We start from the raw sequence: 21,271 nt of genomic DNA on the forward strand, positions 1-21,271 counted from the left end.
GCGGATGGCCGGCAGCCCACCGGCAGCCCACCAAGTGCGGATCCGCGCATCCCGGCGTGCCGCCGCGCCTTCCGAGAGGAGGAGCCTTTGCTCCTCCCTCACTCCTTCGCCGAGTTCACGCTGTGCGACGTGCTCGTAGCGACTTTTCCGGACTTTGACACATCGGTTGAGCGTTCGGCGGCAGCAGGAGGTACTGTACGTGTCGATCGCGTTCGGCAGTGGGTCACTTCAGCGCGGACGCTACTGGTAGTTGCGCACTACATTGGCGAAGATGCGGACGCGGAGTTCGTCTGCGGAGGTTGCCGGGTGAACCCGCGGCTCGCCGTGCTAGTGGACTGTTCGACAAGTTTTTTAACATAATCACGCGGCATGCCGCTCAACCCAGCGGTGCATCTTCTGCCGCGTCCAGGACCACCTGAAAGGGTGAGCGTAGAGCTGGTCGTACTCCCGCCAGCTCGCGTTCAGGTGCTCGACGAACTGCTGGCGGCTGTTCCAGCTGCCGCGCTTCAGGTAGCGCTCGCTGAATGCGCGCAGCAGCAGCTCGGCCTGGTTGAGCCACGAGGCGTGCGCCGGCGTCACAAGCACGCGGACGTGCGGGTAGCGGGTACGCAGCAGGGTGGTGGTCTCCTGTGCGACGTGGGACGGGGCTCCGTCCCAGATCAGGTGCACGCGTCGCGCATTGCAGCACTCGTGGAGTAACTCCGGCAGGATCGCGCGCAGGTGCTCGCTATCGTTCCGGCTGGGGCACCACCCGCGCATCTTGCCCGTGTGCACATCGAGCACGGCGGCGAAGTTCACCGTCCCGTGCCGGATGTACTCGAACTCCTGGTGCTCGACCTGGCCGCGCCTCACGGGGCGGGTCGGTCGCCGACGTTCGAGCACCTGGATGTTCGGCTTCTCGTCGAAGCAAAGTACAACTTCGCCGCGCGCAGCTAGATCCGAGGCTCTTTCGTAGCACCACAGGATGCGCGTCGCCCTCCTCTCGAAGTCGGCATCGATCGTGGGCGTCTTCCAGTACCGCGAACGGTGGGGTTGGAGATCGGCGGTACGCAAGATCAGCGAGACGGTCGAGTGCGCGATCTTCGGCACCAGCCCACGCTCAGCCGCCACCTTCGCCAGGCTGCGCGTCGACCAGTGCGTCATGTGCAGCCCCAGCCCTGCGGGCTCACAACAGGCGAGCATCTCGAGACCGACGCGTTGCAGAGGGGGAAAAAGCCCGGGGCCGACCTTCGCGAGGAGCGTCCTCGGCCGCCCGAACCCCCAACTTTTCGTACCGACGGCAGAGGTGCCAGATGGTCTCGCGCCTCTGCTCCACGTGCGCCGCCAGTTCCTCCACGACCGTCGCCGGGTCTGCCATGGCCAAGAGCACCCGAGCTCGGCGAGCGACGCGTTGCTCGGTGCGTCCATCGCGCACCAGCCGCTCCAGGTACGCCCGATCCTCCCGCGACAGCTCGATCCTCCTGGGTGGTCGTCCTCGCATGCCGAAGCTTACGCCACCCCGGGGAATATGTTAAAAAACTTATCGAACAGTCCACTAGAGCGTTTGGGAACTGCGCTTACGTTGGTAGCGCGGGGCACAGTGCCAGGCTGGGATCCCGACGGTTTGCTTTATGGGCGTACCGAGTTCGATTCCCGTTCGTACTCTTTTCAAGGTGACGAAACTCTGCTTGGGATGCGAACGCCGTGGTCCTACGGCATGATGGGCGGGACGACGCGCTTGAGCCTTTTTCGTCTTGAGGGCACTCAGCTGTCACTCGTCTTCGACGATAGGCTCGAGTGGGTGGCGTCCGGCATGGGTCTCGAGGACGATGACGTTGTCAGTGTAGCAGTGTCGCAGCAAAGGCGCGCGTCCGGCCCCGACGACATCGTGCTCACGGTCCATCAGGCCCGGTGCCGCTGGGAGGAGTACAAGCGGGTTTGCGGTCCCAAGAAGCTGGCCGCACAGCAGCGGTGGCGGTTCGACTCTAAGCAGTATCGGCAGATCAGTGGGAAGCCAATGCCGATGCCCCAGCTCTTTCGTACTCGTTGGGGCTGGTGAGAGATCCCGCTCGTGCCGCGCCAAGCCGCCCAACGGCGGCATGCTGCCGACGGGCGCTCCGCGCCCGCGGCAGATGCCGCAGGCGTTAGGCAGACCTATGGACCGACCCGAACCCGTAACAATCTACTATCTGCTCGATGATGCATTTGTGCTTCGCGCGAAGCTTCACGAGCTGTACGCGCAGCTCGCCGCGGACAGGAGCGGAGCGCGCGCCCGCGTCCGAGGGAGGTGCGGATGACCGACTCATCTCCGGCCGTCGCGTCCGACGACGCCTTCGTGGCCCAATGCGAAGTCGACTACAGCATCGCAGAGATCACCGCTCTCGCCCATGTTGCGCCTGGAGCAACGGTCCCGGCCCATATGCTGGCTGTCGTAGAACTGCTCCACAAACATCTGGAGCCCAACCCGCTAATCGGCCTTGCCCCCAACAGAGGTGGTTATCCCCGAAGAGTCGATCTCGGTGCGCGTGGCGGCAAGCTCCTCGTCCAACGTTGGCATCTATCCGTGCGCGAGGGAGTCCAGTGGTATCGAGCCTGCGCAAGCGGCTCGATGAAGGTGCCCGGCAAGGATCCATCGAAGCCGACGGTCGTTCAACTCGGTCAACTTGGGGACGATCCACCTTGGCCTTACCTCGTGGTCGAGGTCGAAAAATTCTGGCCACACTCGGAGTTCTGGGGCGATCGACCTGGTGGCTCGCGTTGGCATCGCCTCCTGCCCGTCGTCCCCGTCGACATCACGAATGGATGGGGGACGTCCGACTTCGAGAAGGCCCGCGACTTCTTCATGTCGGAAGTCCACGTGGACCTTCTGTCCCGATCGGTACTGCTCGGATCCTGCCACCTTCGCCTGCCCAATCCAGCCTTCCGCAACCTCCATCAGCGCGTCGGAAGCGACTGGCGAAGCGTTACCTTCGAGCTGGAGCTACACCCCGGCCAATCGCTCGACGAGCTTGAACTGACCTTCTGGAATCAGCGCTCATGGGGAGCGACATCGGTGCGGAGCATGACGCTGCAGCCCGGTATGAACGTGCTCCGCGTGCCCGAAGGCGTCGAGCAGGTTGCGCACGCCGTTTCCTGCAAGAAACGGGGGCTCCTGAAGCACTCCGAGTCGGCGGGGTTCATCGGTGCGATCAACATGACGATGAACCTCGTCTCGGAGCAACGTCGCGTCGAAACGCCGAAGGGCAGGTACACCGTGGGCGTAAGTGGGGAATCCCAGCCGATCCAGGTGGGAACACCACGACCCCTAGGCGCCCTGACTCGACTCGCCGCCGACGAAGGGCAGCAACGAACACAAGAGGCATGGACAGAAACGTCGTTTCGATGGTTCGACAAAGACAGTGTCGCCGGGACGCAGGCCATTCGAGACATCATCCGGTCCGCGTCCAAGAGCGTCGACCTCCTCGATCCGTACTTCGGGCGCGGCGATCTTTTGGAGTTCGCCCTTTCTACGACGAGGCATGGGCTGCCCTTTCGGGTGCTCACGTCGCACGACTTCTGTACGAGCGGCGAGGACCCAGATCTGAGAATCGAGCGCGGAGATGCCCTCGCCAAGACGCTCGACTCAGTGCGCGCGCAGGACCCACGGCTGAACATTGAGATCAAAGTGATGCCCGGCCAGAAGTCCCCCGTGCATGACCGTTTCCTCATTGTCGACGGGACCGTCTGGGTGCTCGGTGCGTCGCTCAACGAGTTTGGGAGCCGGGGCTCGTTGCTAATGAAGCTTCCGGCGTCACCCCTCCACGGCACCAGCGGATTGCGGGCATTCTCCGTGTCCGCGAGCGTCTTCGACGCGCACTGGGGCACCTCCGACTCCATGCCAGACTGGGTGAAGCAGCGGGCGGCTTCGCGCACCGGCTCTCGACGTTCTTCGCGAGCCGCCACACTCAAGGAGCGAGTGCTATCGACGAAGAGCACGCTGGAGGAAGCGCTTCGACGCGTTCGCGAGGTGTGGCGTGCGTGACTCTCGCCTACGCCAAGCATGGGCGCTCGCGCGCGCCGACGAACATCGTGCGGCAACAGAGCGACTCCTTGCGATGGTCACGACAACTGATCGAATCGAAGTCGACCGTCTACTGGTGGAGTGGTGGACCGATGTCTTGGCGCAAGAATCGCTGGGAGATCAGTGGGAGACCGCACAAGTCGAGAACCTCCGAACGAAGTGTTCCTCCCTTCCCGCCGGAAGCTATAAGGTCGGTCTGACAGCGCCCGACACGTTGGCGCGCGACGCTACAGACGAGGAGCGTGGAATCGGTGCACTGCTCCTTGGCGAATCGGCAGCGGCAGTCGTGCGCAACGGCTCCTCAGCCGTCGCGCTCGATCGTGCGGTGAAGTTCCTTTCGGAGTGCTGGGAGGCCGTCGAGGTGCTGGTCGAGCGGCTATCCCAAGCACCAGCTTGGCCCGGAACGTTGGAGACTCTCGCCCCCGCAACAGCAGAGCTTGCTGGACTCCTCGGTCGCCACTTTGAGCGGAGACCGGGAAACGACGTCCTGCTCGACGAGGAACGGAAAGTTCGCGAGCGAGGTCTCTTGACCTATTTCTGGGGTCGCCAGATCGACGCCGTCTGCCTGAATCACTCCACGCTCGTGCGCCTGACGCTGTTGGCCGCGCGTGACTGGCAGAGTCTGGCCCGTCAGGCTGAGGCACTTCCTCTGCGCGAACTCAGAGAGGACCTCTGGCGACATCTTCATCTCCACGAAGATCGCGACGCAATCCTCTCGCTGCTTCGCGCCGCCCCGCCGGTCTTTAGCGCCAGCAAATGGACCGGAAGCACGAGTGCACTGACGGGACTCGTCGCCGCGATTGCGCACGGTGACCAACTCCACGCCCAGCTTACGCGCACATACCCACCGACGCCCGACGTGGAGGCGAAGCTAAAAGGCCTTGTAGAGCAGGAGATCCCAGAGTGGTTGAAGCAGGTCGTCGAGGCCGCCATCGCGCGCCCAGACGGTCGTCTTCTTCTCCTACTTTTCGGGGCGAGCCTAGTCCGCGAAGCCTTGCGTCCCCCGTCGAATGGCCAGCGTCCCTGGTCCTCGGCCCGACACGCGCTGTGCGCGATCCACGGAGTGCTCACGCCGAAGCCATCGGTCGCTGAGCTGCAGCAGGTGGCGAGCGCTGGTGGCGCGCCGAGCAACCGCGCCGACATCGACCACGCAACGTACCTTGTGACTTCAGCGGCCTTCGACGCCTGCGCAAATGACGTCTTGGCTTGGTATCGCGACCTCCTGCTGCAAAGCGTCGATGATCTGTGCTGGCAAGCCAAGAATTGGAGACGGTCTCTCTGCTACGAAACCTTGGCGGAGCGCCTCGGTCAGCTCACGGATCCATTCGAGGAGTGGATGGCCGTCTGGAAGACGCTGTTCGTCACCGACCGAGAACATGCTCGGTTCGCCACGCTCGACCAGAACGCGCTCTACCCCAGTCGTCATCTCCTCCGTGTCGGCACGGAGCTGCTCCGACAAGCACCATCACGATCCGGGTCGCGGAAGTTTTTCGAGGAACTGCTCGCGCACACGCATCGCCTCCTGACGAACGACGCTCGACTCATCAGCCCTCTCTCGCCGGAACTGGCCGTCGATGGCATCGACGTTGCTCCACGCGTCCTCGGTTCGGACTGGCCTCAATCCCTGGAGGCTCATCGCCTCCTGCTTTCGAACGCCAAGAGTCGTCTCTACGTTGCGACGCTTCTTCTCGAAGGAGGCGCTCCGTTCGGCGATGTCGAGGCTGCCGTCGAAGCTCCGGGCCACCGCCTCGTGGATTCCGTCGCCGAGATGAAGCAGTCCAACCGCATGGACCTCAACGATCACCGCCTCTGCGAGATCATCACCGCCGCCGCCAGGGAGCACGCGCGCACACGAACGGAGGAAGAACCATGATGCGGCACCTCCAAGCGATCGAGTTCGTGGGATGCGCATCTGAAACTATCGCTCAATGGCAGCCTAACGAGCGGCAGCAGCCGACGCGCTTCGCGCGCGGCTGAGCCGCGGATCGTTGGGCTGCGGGGCCCGTGGACCGCATGTCGATGATCGCGGGGCATAGGGATGACGGAAGAAAAGACGACCGCAAGGGCGCCGGGGGCGCAAGGGGCCGGAGAGAATGGGGCGAATTTCCCCAAGCGTGAAACGCGGTTTCGGGAGCCCCCACCGGAGGTGAATGAGCTTGCGCGGCGGGTGATCGACGCGGCGGTTGAAGTGCACCGGCATCTCGGCCCCGGATATTCGGAGTCGGTCTATGAGAAGGCGCTCGTGATCGAGCTTGGCTTTCGAGGCATATCGTTCCAACGGCAGGCGGGTTTCAGCGTCGACTACAAGGGACACGAGGTGGGCGAGGGCCGAATGGACCTCCTCGTCGAGCACGTCCTCGTCGTGGAGCTCAAGGCCGTCGAGCGCTTGACCGATGTCCACGTCTCGCAGGCCCTCTCGTACCTGAAGGCCACGGCGCTTCCGCTCGCGCTGCTCATCAACTTCGACGTCCCGGTGCTGATGCGCGGGGTGAAGCGCATCGTTCTGAATCGCCCGGCGAACCACGACGAGGGCATAGCGTCAAGCGGGCCGCAAGGAAGGCAGACATGACCGCCAATCTACTCCGTTCCTTGGGTCCCTGGCGCCCTTGCGGTCCTCTTCTATTTTTCCCCGTTCTGCCCAACCATTTGATGGATCCGACGGCGCGTCGCGCCGCGGCTCATCCGTGCGTTGCGCGGGCGGAGCGGCGCGGGACGCCGGGGGGCGACCCCCTCGACGTCGCCAGGGATCGGGGACATTTCGCCTGCCGCACAGGGATCGAGCATGCGGAAGACGACGAGCTGCGCGGCATTGTTGCTCCTCGCCGCCGTTTCTTCGGTCCATCGCGGCGGGACGGTTGGTCGTCCACCACAGCCCGCGGAGCGTGCACTTCTCCTGCATCGCGGACGGCGCCGCCGCGGCCACGGGCGCGAGCCTCGAAAAGCTCAACATCAGCCTCGTCGCGGCGAGCGAGGCCGGCGTCGAGACCACCTACCAGCGCAGGTGGACCGGACAGGCCATGACCCTCCGCCCGTCGGCCGCCTTCCGCGCGCGCTTCCGGGACGTGCCGAGAGCGCAGCTCGCGGCGGCCGGCCAAGAGGTCCTCTCCTTGCCTGACGGCGAGGTGTTCGAGGAGGTGCCGACGCCTCCCGCCGGCGCGCCCCGCTGACGGGCGGCCCGGGTGGTGGGGGGAGCTTGAATTGCTCGACCGATCACCCCGATGGCCGCCGCTGCACCCGGGCCTGTGGACGCGCTGGCTTCCTGTGACACGGTTCGCTGGGCGAGCTACAATCCAGTCCAATCCAGCTATTCAGGAAACCGGCGCGTCTCCACAGCGACGCCGTCCTCGCCCGAGATCATCTTGCCCTGGTCGTCCCAGCTGATGCCGCCCTTGCCCGGCGGCCCCAGCGTGAAGGTGACGCCCTCGACCGTGAGCCGGTCCTCGTCGAGGGTTGCGATGCCGATCGAGTCGCCGCCGCGCCCCGGGCCGCCGTAGCCGCCCTCGCCGCCGTAGCCCCCGGGGCCCCCGTTGCAGGAATAGGCCGAGCGGTCCTCCAGCACGCCGCCCGGGGCGCCCCGGCCGCCTCGTCCGCCTCGCTGGGGCTCACCGCCGTCGCCGCCCTCGCCGCCGTTGTACGTCAGGATCTCGCAGTCGCGCACGGTCACCCTGGCGTGCAGCGCGACGATGCCGATGCTCGGGTACCCGTTCCCGCCCCCCTTGCCGCCTCGGCCGCCGCAGCCGCCGGCCCCGCCCGAGCCTCCCCCGGCGCCCCCCTTGGACGCCGCGCCGCACACGCCGAGCCCGCCCCTGCGGCCGCCGCCTCCGCCGCCGCCTTGGCCCGGCGTACCCCAGCCGCCGTCGCCGGCCCAGTCCGCTTCCCAGCCGGCCTCGCTGATGCGCCCGATGCCCTGGCCGGGTGCGCCGGCGGTGCCTCGCGCGCCGTAGATCCCGTAGTTCCCGTGCGTGCAGCCCACGTCGGCCACGTCCCCGCTTCCTCGCCGTCCGTAGTTGCTGGGGTTCGGCGTCGGGGTCGGCTCGCCGTCGCGCCCGTCCTCCGCGCCGCCGGGCAATCCGTCACCGCCCTTGCCGCCGACGCTCGGGAGCCCGCCCTCGCACGGGTTCACCACGGCAGCCCCGCCGGCCACGGTCTCCGCCGAGCACGCGTCGCCGCCGTACATCCCATCGGGGCCGTCGGGGGCGTCGCTCGGCCCGGGCAAGTCCTCGCCGTGATACCCCCCCCACCCGGCGGCGGCGCGAAACCAGCCTCGGAGCATCTCGACCTCGGTGTTCGACTGGACGAGCATGCCAATCGGCTCCGATGAAGTGATGCCCATGTCGACGATTCTCGATATCCCGTCCGCGGCGCCCGTGTCCTCGGCGGTCGCCGGTACGATGGTCAGGGCAATCGCTTGATCGTGGGTGGTCTGAAGCAGGGAGCTGCTCCCTGCCTGACGCCACCACTGGAAGCAATGGAACCCTCCGAGCAGATCGACCCCGGAGGGCAGCGCCAGCGGACCGAAGAACCCATCGGCACAGACGAACACGCGCCCGCGCCCGGTGCGCGCGATCTCGACAGCGCGCTGGAGCGTGCGCACCGGCTTGTCTTTCGTCGTGCCGGGGTTCGCGTCGTCACCGCCTCCGAATTCGTTGGTCACGAACACGCCGCAGCCGTCCACCAGCTCATCGGCGGCGAGGCGCTCGAGACAGACCGACTCCGGCGGCGCCTCGTCGTGACACGCCGCGGAGCCGTCGCACGGTGCCCCGCCGACGTCGCTCGCGGCCGGTGCGGTGCCGCACCCGGCCACGACGAACAGCAGTGCAAGAACCGGACAGGTCGTTCGGATCGTTCTCATGGTCCTCTCTCGGCGCCGCACGGCGCGCACCGCCACGGTCAATTGGGGGGGCCTGGATCAGGCGCATCGAACGGACGGTAGGCCATGCCGTCGCCAGGCTCGCCCCGGCCCCGGTCGTCGTCAGGAGCCGCATTGCCTCCGAGGCCGCCGTCGGCCCCCCGTCCAAACTGGACGATCACGCCCGGATCGATGCTCACGAAGGCACCGATGAACGCGACGCCGTAGGACGAGCCCCCGATGCCGCCGCCGGCGTCCCCGCCGCGGCCTCCACGGCCGCCGCCCCCGCCGCCGCACGCGTTCAACATGTCCGTTTCATGGTGAACCCCGCCGGAGCCGCCACCGCGACCGAAGCCCCCCGGTTGGCCCCTCCCGCCGGCGCCCCCCAGACCCCCGTTGCCCGTGGTGATCTCGGTCGCCTCGAGCGTGAGCGCGCTCCCCTGCAACGCGACGATGCCGATGCTCGAGCCGCCGTAGCCGCCCCCCTTGCCTCCCCGACCTCCGCAACCGCCGCTCCCGCCCGATCCGCCGGCCGCGCCGCCCTGCGGTCTGCCCGCGCGGCACGCGATCGTGCCGTCTCGCCCTTTGCCGCCGCCCCCGCCGCCTCCCCCTTGACCGACGCCACCCCTCTTGCCGTTCTCGCCTCGGACGCCGATCCATCCATCGCGGCCGAGGTGGCCCGCGCCCACCGCGCCGGCAGCGCGCCCGCCGTCGGCACCTTCGGCGCCCCGTGCCCCCGGTGTGCACGGGCTGCTGCCCGCGCCGGTCCCCGCGAGGCCTTTGCCTTCCGGATTCGCCGCCGGCTCCGGCTGTCCCGGCTCCCCGTCGCCCCCTGCGTCGAGCCCGCCGTCGCCCCCGTAGCCTCCAATGGACTCGGTTCCATCGTCGCACACGGTCACGACCGGAAGGGCGCCCGTGGCGAGGTCCGCCGTGCAGGCGTGCGCGCCGTGGTTCCCCGGCGCCCCGTCGGTCGCCCGCTCGCTGAGCGCGTCCTCGCCCGACTCCCCGTCCTTGCCGTTGCCCGCGACGATCGCGCTGTCCCGCACGATCGCCCGGGTCCCCGCGCTCAAGATCATCGCGATCGACGACTTCCCATCGGGCGCCGAGGCATCCGCCGCCACGGCGTGCACGCCGAAGATCATGGAGGTCGCGTCGTTTCCCGGGATGGCCCGCGGGTCGTCCCCTTCGACAATCCGCAGCGGGATCCCCTCGGGCGGCGCGATGACGGTGACCTCGTCCGTCCCGCCGAACGACCACGCGTACGACCAGTCGCCGTCCTCACAGCGGCGGCCGCCCCAGAGGTCGACCCCGGAAGGCAGCGTGATTTCCTCCTCGAACGACCCGCCGCACGCGTATACGCGTCGGGTCGGCGGCTTGCCGTCGCCTCGTCCGTGCGCGGCGAGCCCGATCGCGTGTTGCAAGGTCTTCACCGGCGCGCCCTTCGTGCCAGGGTTCCCGTCGTCGCCTGACGACGCGCTGACGAACACCCCGCACCCGTCCTTCGCCGGGCTCGCCGCAGGATCGCCGTCGCACGGCGACGCCGGGAGCACCGGCGGCTTCTCGCCGGGGAGCGGCTCGCACGTGAACGTCCTCGCGCAGTCGTCGGCGTAGCACCCGGACACGCCCGCGGCCCCCACGGCGCTCAGCGCGAGGACCGCGATGCGACGAGCAACCCCCCGGCATCGATCCTGGAGCCTACGACGCACGAGCTCCCCTCCGCCTCGCCCCGCGCCCCGACGGAGGAGCCCCTTCCTGCTCGGGGACCGCCACCCGAAAGGCGCGGACGCCCTCGGCGGCCGGCGCGGTCCCGCCGAGCGTCACGCAGACGTCCAGCGATGGCTCGACGACACGCATACGCGGACGGTACGTACGCGAGCCGCACGGCGTCAACGGGGTAGAGATCGCCACAAACCGGCGCTTCGGATGAGAAAAGACAATCCGATGCCGTAAAGCGTTTGTCGGTCCCTGGTATCGGAGGCTGTGCGAGTGAGTCGAGGTACGTCGCGTGGCACGCTCTCCATGGGACACCGCACCGGACCCGTGCCCGCGCGCTGGTTCCGAGCGGATTCCTCCAGGCGCGAACGCAGGGTCCACCCGTGGCGCCCAGCCGGGCCGGCGCGCTGACTGGGGTACCAGCCACCCTCCGCGCCGATCAGATCTTCGCGGTCGTCAGCCAGTGAGGATTCTTCGTCGTGCCGTCGAACCGCTCCGTGGTCTTGAACTGCTCGTGCTCCCCTCTGGCCCCGAGCGGGGCGGTGCGCGCGAGGATCGCCGAGACGCGCTCCTTGCTGAGCGGCTGGAACGTGTACGCCGCCTTGATCGCCTGCTTGAGGACACCCATCGTGTCGCAGCCGGTGATCACCACCGACGTCGGCAAGCTCATGGGATAATGCAGGCAGTCCACCGGCGAGACCACGCCGGACTTCGCGATCTCCCCGCCGGCGAACGGCTTCATCCCCAGCACCCCGATGCCCTGCTGCGTCAGCGCCGGGAGGACCCTCTTCTCGAAGCTCCGGTAATGGGGATCCAGGACGTTGAGCGGCATCTGCACGGTGTCGAGCGGGACGCCCTGCCGCTCCGCCATCTTCAACATGGCGAGGTGGATGTCCGGGTCCTTGTGGCCCGTGAAGCCGATGAACCGGATCTTGCCGGCCTTCTTCGCGGCCACGAGCGCCTCCATCGCGCCGCCCGGCCCGTAGATCTGCTCGGGATCGCTCATCCGGATGATCTCGTGCATCTGCACGAGATCGATGACGTCGGTGCGCAGCCTTCGGAGCGACTGCTCGAGCTGCGCCTCGGCGGACGCGCGGTCGCGGCCGTCGAGCTTGGTCATCAGGAAGGCCTTCTGGCGATATCCATCCTGGAGCGCCTTGCCCATCCGCTCCTCGCTCTTGCCCGCGTGGTAGTCCCAGCAGTTGTCGAGGAAGTTGACCCCATGATCGATCGCGAAGCGGACGAGTCGGAGGCTCTCCTGCTCGTCCTCCGGGATCGCCATGTGGTAGCCGCCGAGGCCGATGAGGCTGACGTTCACGCCGGTCCGCCCGAGAGGCCTCGTCGGCATCACGCCGCCGGACGGCAGCTCGACGTCCTCGCCCCCGGGCGCCCCGGGCGCAGGCCCCTTGGGAGGCTCCTGGGAGCCCTCGCCAGGAGATGTGGCGTTTTGCCACACCTGCGCGCTTCCTGCGCACGCGCCGAGCGCCACGCCTGCACCCACAGTATGGAGAAATGCCCGCCGGGAAGGCTGCTTCGTCATAAAAGGCAACGCTCCTTTTGAAGACGAAGCCCATGTGCAGTCGGTGTGCCACCCGGCCCGGGCGCGGCTCACCGCGGGCGCCGCGCCCGGGTTGAGGCCACCTGCCCAGGACGGGAGATGCGCCGCTCAGGCCTTGAGATCGTCGAGCTCGCCGGGCTGGCCGAAGGAGCCGAAGTTCGTGATCGGACCCCCGCCCTCCTCGGTGCAGCCGACAGCGTTCGCGAGCGTCGTGAGCAGCTTGTTGTGAGGCGCGTCCTCGTCCTGCAGCGTGTCCGGCTCCCGCGTCACCTTGATGTACTGCCCCATCTTGAAGTAGCCGCCGCAGCTCCCCGCGATGATGTACGGCAGGTCGCGGAAATCGTGGATCTTGCCGTTGGAGACCTCGTTCATGAACACGACAGCGCTGTTGTCGAGCACGGAGGCCCCGCCCTCGTCGTAGCCCGCGAGCCGGTCGAGCAGATAGACATACTCGCCGATGTACCAGCGATCGATGTCGTGGATCATCTCCTCGTAACCGTCGACGACGCTCCCTGAGTCGTCGTCCTTCGTGTTCCCGTGAGAGAGCTTGTGGTGATTGTACTCGTGGCTCATCCCGTCCCACTTGAAGATGGGCCCGTGCGCGCCAGAGCCCCATTGCAGCGTCGCCGACCGCGTCGCGCCGGTCGCGATCGCCAGCGCGAGGACGTCCATCTGCATCCGGCCGATCTTCTTGAACTCGGCGTCGAACGACACCGTGGCCGGGTCGATCCCCTCCATCTCCGCCGTCCGCTCCGGCGGGAGCTCGCGCGGGATGACCCCCGCGTTGCCCATGTCCACCTCGAGGTCGCGCACCGTCTGGAAGTGCATCTCGAGCTTCTCGCGATCGGCCTTGCTGAGCTTCTTCTTGAGCAGGCCCTCGTACTCGGCCCCGACAAGGTCGAGCGCGCTCTCGCGCCGCCTGGCGAGCCGCACGAGCGCCTCCTCGTCGAGGTCCGTCACGCCGATCAGGTCCTTGTAGGCGAGCCACGGGTTGTTCTCGCCGCTGACGGGCTGCTCGCTGCCGGTGTACGAGATGTGCCCGCGCACGTTCGGCGTCTTCGCGCCGACCATCAGCGTGAGCGCGGGCGTGCCCGGCGGGTTGATCCTGTTCGCGATGAACTGATCGAGCGAGATCCCCGCGGCGTACTGGCTGCCCTGGACGAGCGGCTGCGCCGTGAGCTTGCAGCCCATCCCCTTCGCATGATCGTCGCCCGCGCTCGGATCCCACCCGAAGCCGCGCGGCACCATGTGAATCCCCCGCGGGATCAGGAGCCTGTCCCTGTACGCGGCGAGGGGCGCTATCGCCCGGTCCGCGCCGAACGACGCGGCCGTCAGCGCGCCGTACCGCGTGCTCGGGAAGAACCTGCCCATGTTCACGCCGTTGCACATGAAGAAGGCGATGAACCGGCGCGGCGCCGTCGCCGGATCGGCCTTGGCGTCGCGCGGGCGCAGCGACTCGAGGAACGGGAGGCCGAGCATCACCCCGCACGCGCCTCGCAAGAACGTTCTGCGATTCATTTGTCCACCTCTTCCACGGCTCGATACCTGAACGTCTTCGTCTGCGTCAGCGCGACGAGCAGCTCCTTGATGTTGTACCCGGACGCGGCGAGCTTCGCGTCGAGGTCGTCGATCGTGCACGCGTCCTCGCGCGACAGCTGGCGGGCGTTGCCGTAACGGTACCAGTTCGTCAGATAACACCGCTGCGCGACCGGGCTCTCCGCGAGCTGCGTCACGAAATCGATGGCGCCGTCGAAGCGCATCTCGGTCTCCCCGACCTTCATCGTGCCCGTCGCGTCGATGGGCTCTCCGCCCTCGTCGGCGCGGTACCGCCCGACCGCGTCGAAGTGCTCGAACGCGAAGCCCGGCGGGTTGATCATGTCGTGGCACGAGCTGCACGACGCCGGCGACGTGTGCGCCTCCACCTGGTCGCGCGTCGTCCTGATCTCGCCCTGGAGGGGCGGCAGCTCCGTGTCGATGTTCGCCGGCGGATCCCGGAGGTCCGCGCAGAGGATCTGCCGCTGGATGAACACGCCGCGGTGGATCGGCGAGGTCTTGTCGAAGAACGCGTGCGAGCTCAGGAAGCCGGCCTGCGTGAGGAGCCCTGCCCGCACCGCCGGGTCGAGCGGCGTCTCCACGAGCTCGCCCGTGAACGACCCCTCCACGCCGTAGATCGGGGCGAGCTTGTCGTTCACGAACCCGACGGACGAGGTCATCAGCGTCCGGTAGTCGCCCTCCATCTCCAGGATGACGTGCCGGATGAACTCCTGCGTCTCGGCCAGCATGGCCGAGGACACGCTGGCGTCGAAGCCCTCGTAGAGCGCGGGATCCTTCGAGAGATCCGCGTAGCGGCTCATGTGGAGCCACTGGCGGTGGAAGTCGGAGAGCGCGCTCACCGCCCTGGAGTCGGCGAGCATGCGCCGCGCCTCGGCCTCGATCCCCGCGGGCGTGCCCAGCGCGCCGCCCGCCGCCGCCGCGAGGAGCGCGTCGTCGGGCAGGCTGTTCCAGAGCAGGTACGAGAGCCGGGTCGCGACCTCATGGCCGTCGAGCGGGATGATCTGCTCGCTGTCGAGCGCCTCGCTGAGCTCGACGCGGTAGAGGAAATGCGGCGACTGGAGCATCACCTCGATGACGTGGCGGATCCCTTGCTCGAACGGCGTGCCCGACTCGAAGAGGCCATCGCCGCGCGCGTAGGCGGCGACGTACGCCTCCTCCTGCTCCGCCGAGAGCGGCCTCCGGTAGACGCGCTTGCCGAGCGCCTGGATGAGCTGCCGGGCGCACGCGGCGCCGTCGCCTTCCGGCGCGCACGGCAGGACCTTGCCGAGCACGGCCTGGTCGACAACGACGTCGGCCGCGATGGCCTCCGCGGCGCGCCGGTAATCGCGGGCGAGGCGGTCGGAGACGATGAGCCCCTTGGCGTTGTTGTCGAACCCCTCGAACGCCGGGTCCGCGAGGAACGACGCCGAGGCCTTCATGTCCTTGCCGAAGAGATCCCGGATCGTGTTGTCGTATTGCGCGTGCGTGAGCCGCGTCAGGCGCGGGGTCGGGCCAGGCGCGGTGACGCCGGGCGCGCACTGGACCTCGACGCCGGGCTCATCGACCGGGTCCGGTCCGCCATCTCCAGTCGATCCCGAGCACGCGGCCGCGCTGGAGAGCGCGAGGGCCACGAGCAGCATCCTCGGGGTGCTTCGGTTCACGGGCAGCTCCCTTCGTGAAGAGCTCGAGGATGTAAGAAGTTACAAGCTCTTCAAGGGGAAAGCCTATCGGGCGCAGGTGTCCAGCGTCAACGCGAGGCGACCGTGTGACGGGTGTTCCCCACGTTCCCCACGTTCCCCACGTTCCCCACGCATTTTCTGGATCCGTTCAGCGGCGACGGCTCGGCGTGGCCATGACGCGCCGCGCCCGGGAGGGCGCCGCGGGTGGGTGCCGGGGAGAGCTAGTTCCACGATTCACGAGGTGGCGCCTGTTGGCGCAGGGTGGGAATGCCGGCCTTCACGGCGCGGGCGTGCTCGGCTTACACCTGCCCTCCGAGCAGACCGCCGTCATTCCTTTCGGAAACACGGGCGCGCAGGGAGGGCACGCGCCGAAGCCCTCGGGGCAGACGATGGCGCGGAGATCCGCGCTCTGGTTGAGGGCGACGATGCCTTCCCCGCCGCACTCCTCGCAGCACCCGAGGCCGTCGCGCAGGGCGCAGTCCGTGTCTTGCGTGCACTCCGTCAGCGGGGATTCGCGCACGTCGAGGACGACGCAGCGCCCGCTCTCGCACGCGGCGGTGAAGTACTGGGAGGTGCGCTCGGCCTCGCTGACCTCCTTGCACGGCGAGCACGACACGTCCACGCACATGGTGGCATTCCAGAAGTCCGCTGTCGCGTCGCGGTGGATGGCGACGAACGCCTGGGCGTCGACCCTCGGGTCGCACGTGGCGCAGCAGCGCGGCGAGGCGAGGACGCAATCGCCCGCCGCCTCGCAGGTATCCATGTCCGGAACGGTGTCCTGACAGGCCTCCTGGCACGCCTCGAGCGACTCGAAGCGGTTCTCGTTGCCCTCGCAACCACCATAGGTGAACGGAACGCAGACGCCGGTGCTGGGGTCGTGCCAGTAGCTCGGGAACGCCGCGTCGCAGGGCCCGGTCTCCTGCGGCAGCGCACACCGGTTCGGCAATCCGCCGCTGGCCGTGCTGGCCGTGACCGAGCCGCCGCCGCTGCCCGCGACCGAGCCGCCGCCGCTGCCCGCGACCGAGCCGCCGCCGCTGCCCGCGACCGAGCCGCCGCCGCTGCCCGCGACCGAGCCGCCGCCGCCGCCGCCCGAGCCGCCGCCGTCCTCCGCGCCGATGCAGCCCGCCGCGAGCAGGAGAGAGGTAAGCAAGCCAAGACCGAGGGATAAGCGCCGATGCATTCCAGAGGCATTGCAATCGGCGTGCCCTCGGCCGCCCGAGGAAAAAGCAATCGATCGTAGGATAGTCATCCGTCGTCGATGGCATGCCAGGTGGCGGTGTGCCAGGCGGCGCGGCACACCGTGACGACGTCGTCCGAGGTGCGACGCCCCCGTCACACGGTGACGTCGAGCGACGGGAGCTGCTCCCGGAAGAACGCGTTGTACTTGGGGTCGTTGTACCGCTCGTACTCGATCACGAAGGGCGTGAGCTGGCTGACTCCACCCTTGTAGCGGATGGTGAGGGCCATCGGCGTGACCTCGCGGTAGTTGCTGGCCTTCGGCAGGTCGTCGTTTGTCTTCCCGCCCGCGGAGAACAGGGTGAGGAGCACGCCGTCGGGGTCGTCGTAGACGACGCGGAAGCCCTCCGGGATGCGCTCGTGGCCGCGGATCAGCGTGGTGCAGCCGAGCTTCTGCATGAAGCTCTTGAACTGCCGCTTGCCGAAGGGAAAGCGGGCGGTGGACTTCTGGAGCTCCGCGGGGATGGCGTCGACCTCGCTCGGGTCGCTCCAGAGCATCTGGAACCGGATCTCGGGGTCGTTGAGCGACGACACCGACGTCCACCGGGCGGCGAGGGTGTCGTCGCGGGGGATCCCCGCGTGGACGAAGAGGATGCGATCGAAGACGAGCATGTTGGGCAGCGCCTCGAAGAGGCGCATGTACGCGGCGAACACCTCGTTCGGGGCGATGGCCGCGAGCGAGCTCATCGCCTCGGAGGGCCGCACCGGCGCGAGCACGCGGCCGTTCAGCTCGACGTAGTACTCGTGGTTGCCGCGCAGCACGAAGACGTTGTCCGGCGCGGCGAGGAAGAGCTGCATCACCGTGCGCAGGATGCCGTTGTAGCTGAACCTGCCGCGATCGATGTAATCGCCCAGGAACACGAGCAGGATCCGCGGGTTGTGGGCGGGGTCATCGCGGTGCGCCTGCAGCTTGGCGAAGAAATCCGCCTGCATCAGCGCCGCCTTGAGGCACGAGTAGCAGCCGTGCAGATCGCCGATGACGAGGAGCTCGACCTCGTGCGCGGGGTCGGGCGAGGCGACGTAGATGTGGCCGTCGAGGAACGGCGCCTGCCCGGCGAAGCCCGCGAGGTCCGCCGCGCCGTCGAGCCGGCCCGCGCCGCGGGCGCGCTGCTCCGCGAGCTTCTCCTCGAACCGGCGCATCAGGTCGAGATCGACCTTGGACTGCTCGGCGAACGTGGCCGCGTCGGTCGCGTAGTCCCACTCGAACGCCTTGAAGAACGGGTGATCGACCTCGCGCGCCTGCTTGCGCGTGGCCGGATCGATCACCACCGCGCCCTGCTCGATGGTCTCGATGTCCACGTCGTCGATCTCGGTGGGGGTCGAGAGCAGCGCGGAGAGCTCGTCGCGGAACTTCTGCTCGCTCGGGTGGACGACGCCGTCGGCGAGCATGAGCCCGTCGACGGTCGCGAGCAGCGCCTCGCGGTTGACCTCGTCGAAGCCGTCGAGGAGCTCGAAGCAGCGGAGCTTGACCTTGGCGAGGACGAAGTCCTTGGGGTCCTCCCCGTCGGAGACGCTCTCGGTGAAGTGGCTCTGGATCTGGTGATCGATCTCGGAGAACACCTCGTGGAAGTGCGTGGTCCACCGCGCGATGACGTCCTTGTCCGCCGGGGCCTCGCCGAGGGCGTCGCGCGCGCGCTGCTGGACGAGCTCCTGGATGTAGCCGCGGATGAAGGACTTCTCGGTCGGATCGAGCTCGCCGTCGATGTACCCGAACCCCGTGAGATAATAGATGATGGCGTGCATCTGCTGCTCAGCGATGCGTGGATCAGGGCTGAACGACATCATCAGGCAGCTCTCCTCTCGCGGTGGGGCCCCAGGGTAGCGCAAGACGAGCGCGCCGCGTCTCCGGGCGCGCACGTCACGGACGCAGGAGCGGGCGCGCGCCACGGCCGCGCGGGCGCGCATTACGGCCGTACGGGCGGGCGCGCGACACGGCTGTACGAGCGGGCGTCGCGGCGGCGCGGGCGGGCGCGTCGCGGCGGCGCGGGCGGGCGCATCACGGCCGCGTGGGTGGCCCGATGCGCTCGACGAAATCGTGGATCCGCGCGCGATCGGCCTCGGAGAGCGCGTGCCCCGGGGGCGGCATGGTCCGCTCGTGGACGACCCGGCGCGCGATGACCTCCCGGAGCGACGCCCACGCCGCGCGCGTGGAGAGGTCGACGCCGCCCTCGCCGCGCGGGAGGTGGCAGCGCGCGCACGCCCGGTCGAACACCGGCGCGATGTCGTCCCAGGCGGGCCGGGCGCCGTCGTCGTCCACGGCGAAGCGCCGGAGGGCGCCCGACGCGAGCAGCCAGACGTCGCCGCTCGGCGAGCCGACGAGCCTTGCGACCTGCGGGACGCGCGCGCCGCGGGTCGCGCGCGCGCCGGCCTCGTCGAGCACGCCGAGCTCGCCGCCGTCGGCGAACCACACGCGATCGCCGGAGACGGCGAGCCCGTGGAGCGCCGCGCTCGCCCGCAGCCGGAGGCGCAGCACGCCGGCGCCGTCCTCGGCGTAGAGCGCCGCCGGCGTGGCCGCGAGCAGCGCGCCCGCGCCCGTCACGGCGAGGAGCGGCGCGGGGCCGTCTGCCGCGAGCGGGTACGATCGCAGCGCCCTCGGGGCCACGTCGAGCGCGAGGAGCCCGTCGCCGCCGGGCGCGAAGGCCACGCGCCGCCCGCCCGCCGCGAACGCCGCGAGCGGCCCTGTCGCGTAGCGCGTGACGCTCTGGCCGTCCGCGACCGCGATCTCGCCGTCCAGCGCGAAGGCGGCGCCGCCGTCGAGGCCGAGGCCGGCCGCGGCCCGGACCGCGGCGCGCTCGAGGCCATAGCGATCCGAGACGAGCTCGAACGCCCCCTGGCCCGGCAGCCTGAGCAGCCGGCCCTCGGCGTCGACGCCGACGATCCACGTGCCGTGGCCGTCGGGCGCGGGCAGGGCCGCGGCGCTCACCCAGCGGTGGGGCGCGCGCTCCACCCGGTCGAGCGCGCCGTTCACGAAGACCGCCGCGGCGCCGTCGTGGAACAGCACGACGCGGTCGCCGGCGTCGGCGACCGCGCGGACCGGCCCGAGCCCCCCCGGGGCGGGCCAGGCGACCGGGCGCACGACGAGCGGCGGGCGCGGCGCCGCGGCCTGCGAGGCGCAGCCGGCGAGCGCGACGAGCGTGAGCGCGAGCGAGGCGCAGCCGGCGAGCGTGAGCGCGGCGAGGGACGCCGCTCGGCGCAGGAGCGTCACGGCTGCCGGAGCAGCTCCGGCACCACCTCGCCGTCGCGCAGGTGCTCACGCGGGGGGATGCCGAAGGCGAACAGGAAGGTGGCGAGCAGGTCCGGCGGGGCGATCGGCCTCGGCCCGGCCTGGAACGCCTTCGCCGGGGCGGGCAGGAGCTGCTCCGGGTCGGTCTTGCCGAACGAGAAGCCCCCGCGGAAGCGCGGGGAGATCACCATCGCCGAGTTGTTGGGGTAGTGGTCGCGGCCCATCGCGGTGTTGAGCTGGGGCGTGCGGCAGAAGTCGCTCGTCACGAGGAGGTGGGTGTGATCCGAGAGCTTCTTGCCGGCCCGGGTCGGGTGCGGGGTCCTGTCGAGCGAGCCGAGGAGGGCGGCGATCAGGTCGAAGAGCTCCTGCTGCGTGGCCGCGTGCTGGCGGTAGTTGCTCGTGTGCGTGTCGAACCCGCTGCTGGCGAAGCTCACGCAGCGGACCACGTTCCGCCGCATGGCCTCGATCGCGAACGCGGCGTTGACGGCCGCCTGCCTGGCGAAGCGGGCCCTGTGGTTGAACTCCGGGTGCGCCTGGATGAGCTTGCCCCTGGAGAACACCTCCTGGAGCTCGGCGCTCAGCATCTTGCCCAGCCCTTCCGCCTGGATGGCGAAGCCGTTCAAGGCGTCGGTGTAGCTCGAGCGCGCGGCGAGGGTCCTGGCCTCCTCGGAGAGGAGCGCTGTCACCGCGGCGCGGTCCTCGTCGGTGTCGTACTGGCGCGCGCGGGAGAGCGAGCGGCTGATCGCGCCGACGTCCCCGACCATGAGCGGGGCGGCGCGCCGGTCGAGGCGGTCGCCGACGAACGCCGAGGGGAACTGCACGGAGACGACGGGGAAGGTCTGGCCGGCGCCGAGCGCGCTGGCGCAGATGGCGTCGACGCTCGAGGCCACGACGCGGCCGCCGCTCAGGTGCCGACCGGTGGTCGCGAAGGCGGTGCCGTCGGGGTGGCTCACGGTGTTCATCGCGAGCCCGTTGATGAGGCACAGCCGGTCGTGGAGGTCGGCGAGGCCGCCGATGCCCGGGCCGAAGGCGAGGCTCGAGCCCTTCGGCGTGACGTGCGCGAAGCTCCTCGCCCCGCCGGCCGCGGGCGCGTCGACCCAGAGGCGGAGCGGCGCCGTGTCGGTGTTGTCGGTCGTCGCCGGGCTCACGAGCCCCTTGCTCTCGTTCCGCGGGTCGGCCCAGAGCGTCACGTCCCAGCCGCCGGACGCGTGGATGAAGAGGAAGAACTCGTCCTCCGCGGCCTTGCCCTGCGCGGCGAGCGCGCGCGCCGGCAAGCCGAGGACGCCGGAGAGCGCCGCGCCCGCGGCGGCCTGGAGCAGCGCGCGGCGCGGGAGATCATGACAGCGGGGGCAGGGGTCATGACGGGGCATCGCGGGGGGTCCTCAAGATATCTGCTGGCGCCGCCCGCGACCGCACGATCCTGCCACGAACGCGCCGGCCA

Annotated in this window: 14 protein-coding genes; 4 read left to right on the plus strand and 10 right to left on the minus strand. The window is 69.2% G+C overall.

Translation table 11 applies throughout. The features are described 5' to 3' along the window. Positions 1-360: 360 nt before the first annotated feature. Positions 361-1,143: an IS630 family transposase gene (locus tag WMF28_RS38300; RefSeq protein ID WP_437598555.1), complete on the minus strand. Its 783-nt coding sequence runs from the start codon at positions 1,141-1,143 to the stop codon at positions 361-363. Positions 1,144-2,272: 1,129 nt separating this feature from the next. Here WMF28_RS38300 and WMF28_RS38305 point away from each other — a divergent pair. The 4 genes from WMF28_RS38305 (at position 2,273) to WMF28_RS38320 (ending at position 7,206) form a co-directional block, all read left to right on the plus strand. Then, complete coding sequence (locus WMF28_RS38305) at positions 2,273-4,000, plus strand: VPA1262 family N-terminal domain-containing protein (protein WP_437598556.1); 1,728 nt, start codon at positions 2,273-2,275, stop codon at positions 3,998-4,000. A 73-nt stretch (positions 4,001-4,073) separates the two neighbouring features. Next, the gene (locus WMF28_RS38310; protein ID WP_437598557.1) at positions 4,074-5,912 is read left to right on the plus strand and encodes a hypothetical protein; all 1,839 of its coding nucleotides are present in this window, start codon (positions 4,074-4,076) and stop codon (positions 5,910-5,912) included. Positions 5,913-6,077: 165 nt separating this feature from the next. Beyond that, complete coding sequence (locus WMF28_RS38315; protein WP_437598558.1) at positions 6,078-6,608, plus strand: GxxExxY protein; 531 nt, start codon at positions 6,078-6,080, stop codon at positions 6,606-6,608. Between the two features lie 313 nt (positions 6,609-6,921). Further along, positions 6,922-7,206 carry a hypothetical protein gene (locus WMF28_RS38320; protein WP_437598559.1) on the plus strand — a complete coding sequence of 95 codons (285 nt, stop codon included), beginning with the start codon at positions 6,922-6,924 and terminating at the stop codon, positions 7,204-7,206. A gap of 137 nt (positions 7,207-7,343) precedes the next feature. Here the strand turns inward: WMF28_RS38320 and WMF28_RS38325 are convergent, their stop codons facing one another. The 9 genes from WMF28_RS38325 to WMF28_RS38365 all read right to left on the minus strand — a co-directional run bounded on the left by WMF28_RS38325 (position 7,344) and on the right by WMF28_RS38365 (position 21,200). Beyond that, on the minus strand, positions 7,344-8,891 hold the full coding sequence (locus WMF28_RS38325; protein ID WP_437598561.1) for a hypothetical protein: 1,548 nt from the start codon (positions 8,889-8,891) through the stop codon (positions 7,344-7,346). A 38-nt stretch (positions 8,892-8,929) separates the two neighbouring features. Next, a complete protein-coding gene (locus tag WMF28_RS38330) occupies positions 8,930-10,594 on the minus strand; it encodes a hypothetical protein (RefSeq protein WP_437598562.1) in 1,665 nt (554 codons plus the stop codon). Between the two features lie 446 nt (positions 10,595-11,040). After that, a complete protein-coding gene (locus WMF28_RS38335) occupies positions 11,041-12,057 on the minus strand; it encodes an aldo/keto reductase (protein ID WP_437598563.1) in 1,017 nt (338 codons plus the stop codon). Positions 12,058-12,267: 210 nt separating this feature from the next. Further along, the gene (locus tag WMF28_RS38340) at positions 12,268-13,677 is read right to left on the minus strand and encodes a DUF1552 domain-containing protein (RefSeq protein ID WP_437598564.1); all 1,410 of its coding nucleotides are present in this window, start codon (positions 13,675-13,677) and stop codon (positions 12,268-12,270) included. Continuing rightward, a complete protein-coding gene (locus tag WMF28_RS38345; RefSeq protein WP_437598565.1) occupies positions 13,674-15,353 on the minus strand; it encodes a DUF1592 domain-containing protein in 1,680 nt (559 codons plus the stop codon). Before WMF28_RS38345 ends, WMF28_RS38340 begins: the two co-directional genes overlap by 4 nt. 295 nt (positions 15,354-15,648) lie before the next feature. After that, the gene (locus WMF28_RS38350; RefSeq protein WP_437598566.1) at positions 15,649-16,521 is read right to left on the minus strand and encodes a BPTI/Kunitz domain-containing protein; all 873 of its coding nucleotides are present in this window, start codon (positions 16,519-16,521) and stop codon (positions 15,649-15,651) included. 182 nt (positions 16,522-16,703) lie between these two features. Beyond that, positions 16,704-18,392 (minus strand): metallophosphoesterase family protein, encoded by a 1,689-nt coding sequence (locus tag WMF28_RS38355; protein ID WP_437598567.1) that lies wholly within the window; start codon positions 18,390-18,392, stop codon positions 16,704-16,706. A gap of 211 nt (positions 18,393-18,603) precedes the next feature. Beyond that, entirely contained in the window at positions 18,604-19,812 is a 1,209-nt protein-coding gene (locus tag WMF28_RS38360) for a c-type cytochrome (RefSeq protein WP_437598568.1), read from the minus strand. Further along, positions 19,809-21,200, minus strand: a complete 1,392-nt coding sequence (locus WMF28_RS38365; protein ID WP_437598569.1) for a DUF1501 domain-containing protein — start codon at positions 21,198-21,200, stop codon at positions 19,809-19,811. The genes WMF28_RS38360 and WMF28_RS38365 overlap by 4 nt, the downstream gene beginning before the upstream one ends. Between the last annotated feature and the right edge of the window lie 71 nt (positions 21,201-21,271).

The sequence above is a fragment of the Sorangium sp. So ce590 genome (genome assembly GCF_051521365.1).
GTDB lineage: Bacteria > Myxococcota_A > Polyangia > Polyangiales > Polyangiaceae > Sorangium.

Bases quoted from the DNA above. Each gene is read 5' to 3' on its own strand.
- WMF28_RS38300 (WP_437598555.1), bottom strand. From the start codon at position 1,143: ATGACGCACTGGTCGACGCGCAGCCTGGCGAAGGTGGCGGCTGAGCGT.
- WMF28_RS38305 (WP_437598556.1), top strand. From the start codon at position 2,273: ATGACCGACTCATCTCCGGCCGTCGCGTCCGACGACGCCTTCGTGGCC.
- WMF28_RS38310 (WP_437598557.1), top strand. From the start codon at position 4,074: ATGGTCACGACAACTGATCGAATCGAAGTCGACCGTCTACTGGTGGAG.
- WMF28_RS38315 (WP_437598558.1), top strand. From the start codon at position 6,078: ATGACGGAAGAAAAGACGACCGCAAGGGCGCCGGGGGCGCAAGGGGCC.
- WMF28_RS38325 (WP_437598561.1), bottom strand. From the start codon at position 8,891: ATGAGAACGATCCGAACGACCTGTCCGGTTCTTGCACTGCTGTTCGTC.
- WMF28_RS38340 (WP_437598564.1), bottom strand. From the start codon at position 13,677: ATGAATCGCAGAACGTTCTTGCGAGGCGCGTGCGGGGTGATGCTCGGC.
- WMF28_RS38355 (WP_437598567.1), bottom strand. From the start codon at position 18,392: ATGATGTCGTTCAGCCCTGATCCACGCATCGCTGAGCAGCAGATGCAC.
- WMF28_RS38365 (WP_437598569.1), bottom strand. From the start codon at position 21,200: ATGCCCCGTCATGACCCCTGCCCCCGCTGTCATGATCTCCCGCGCCGC.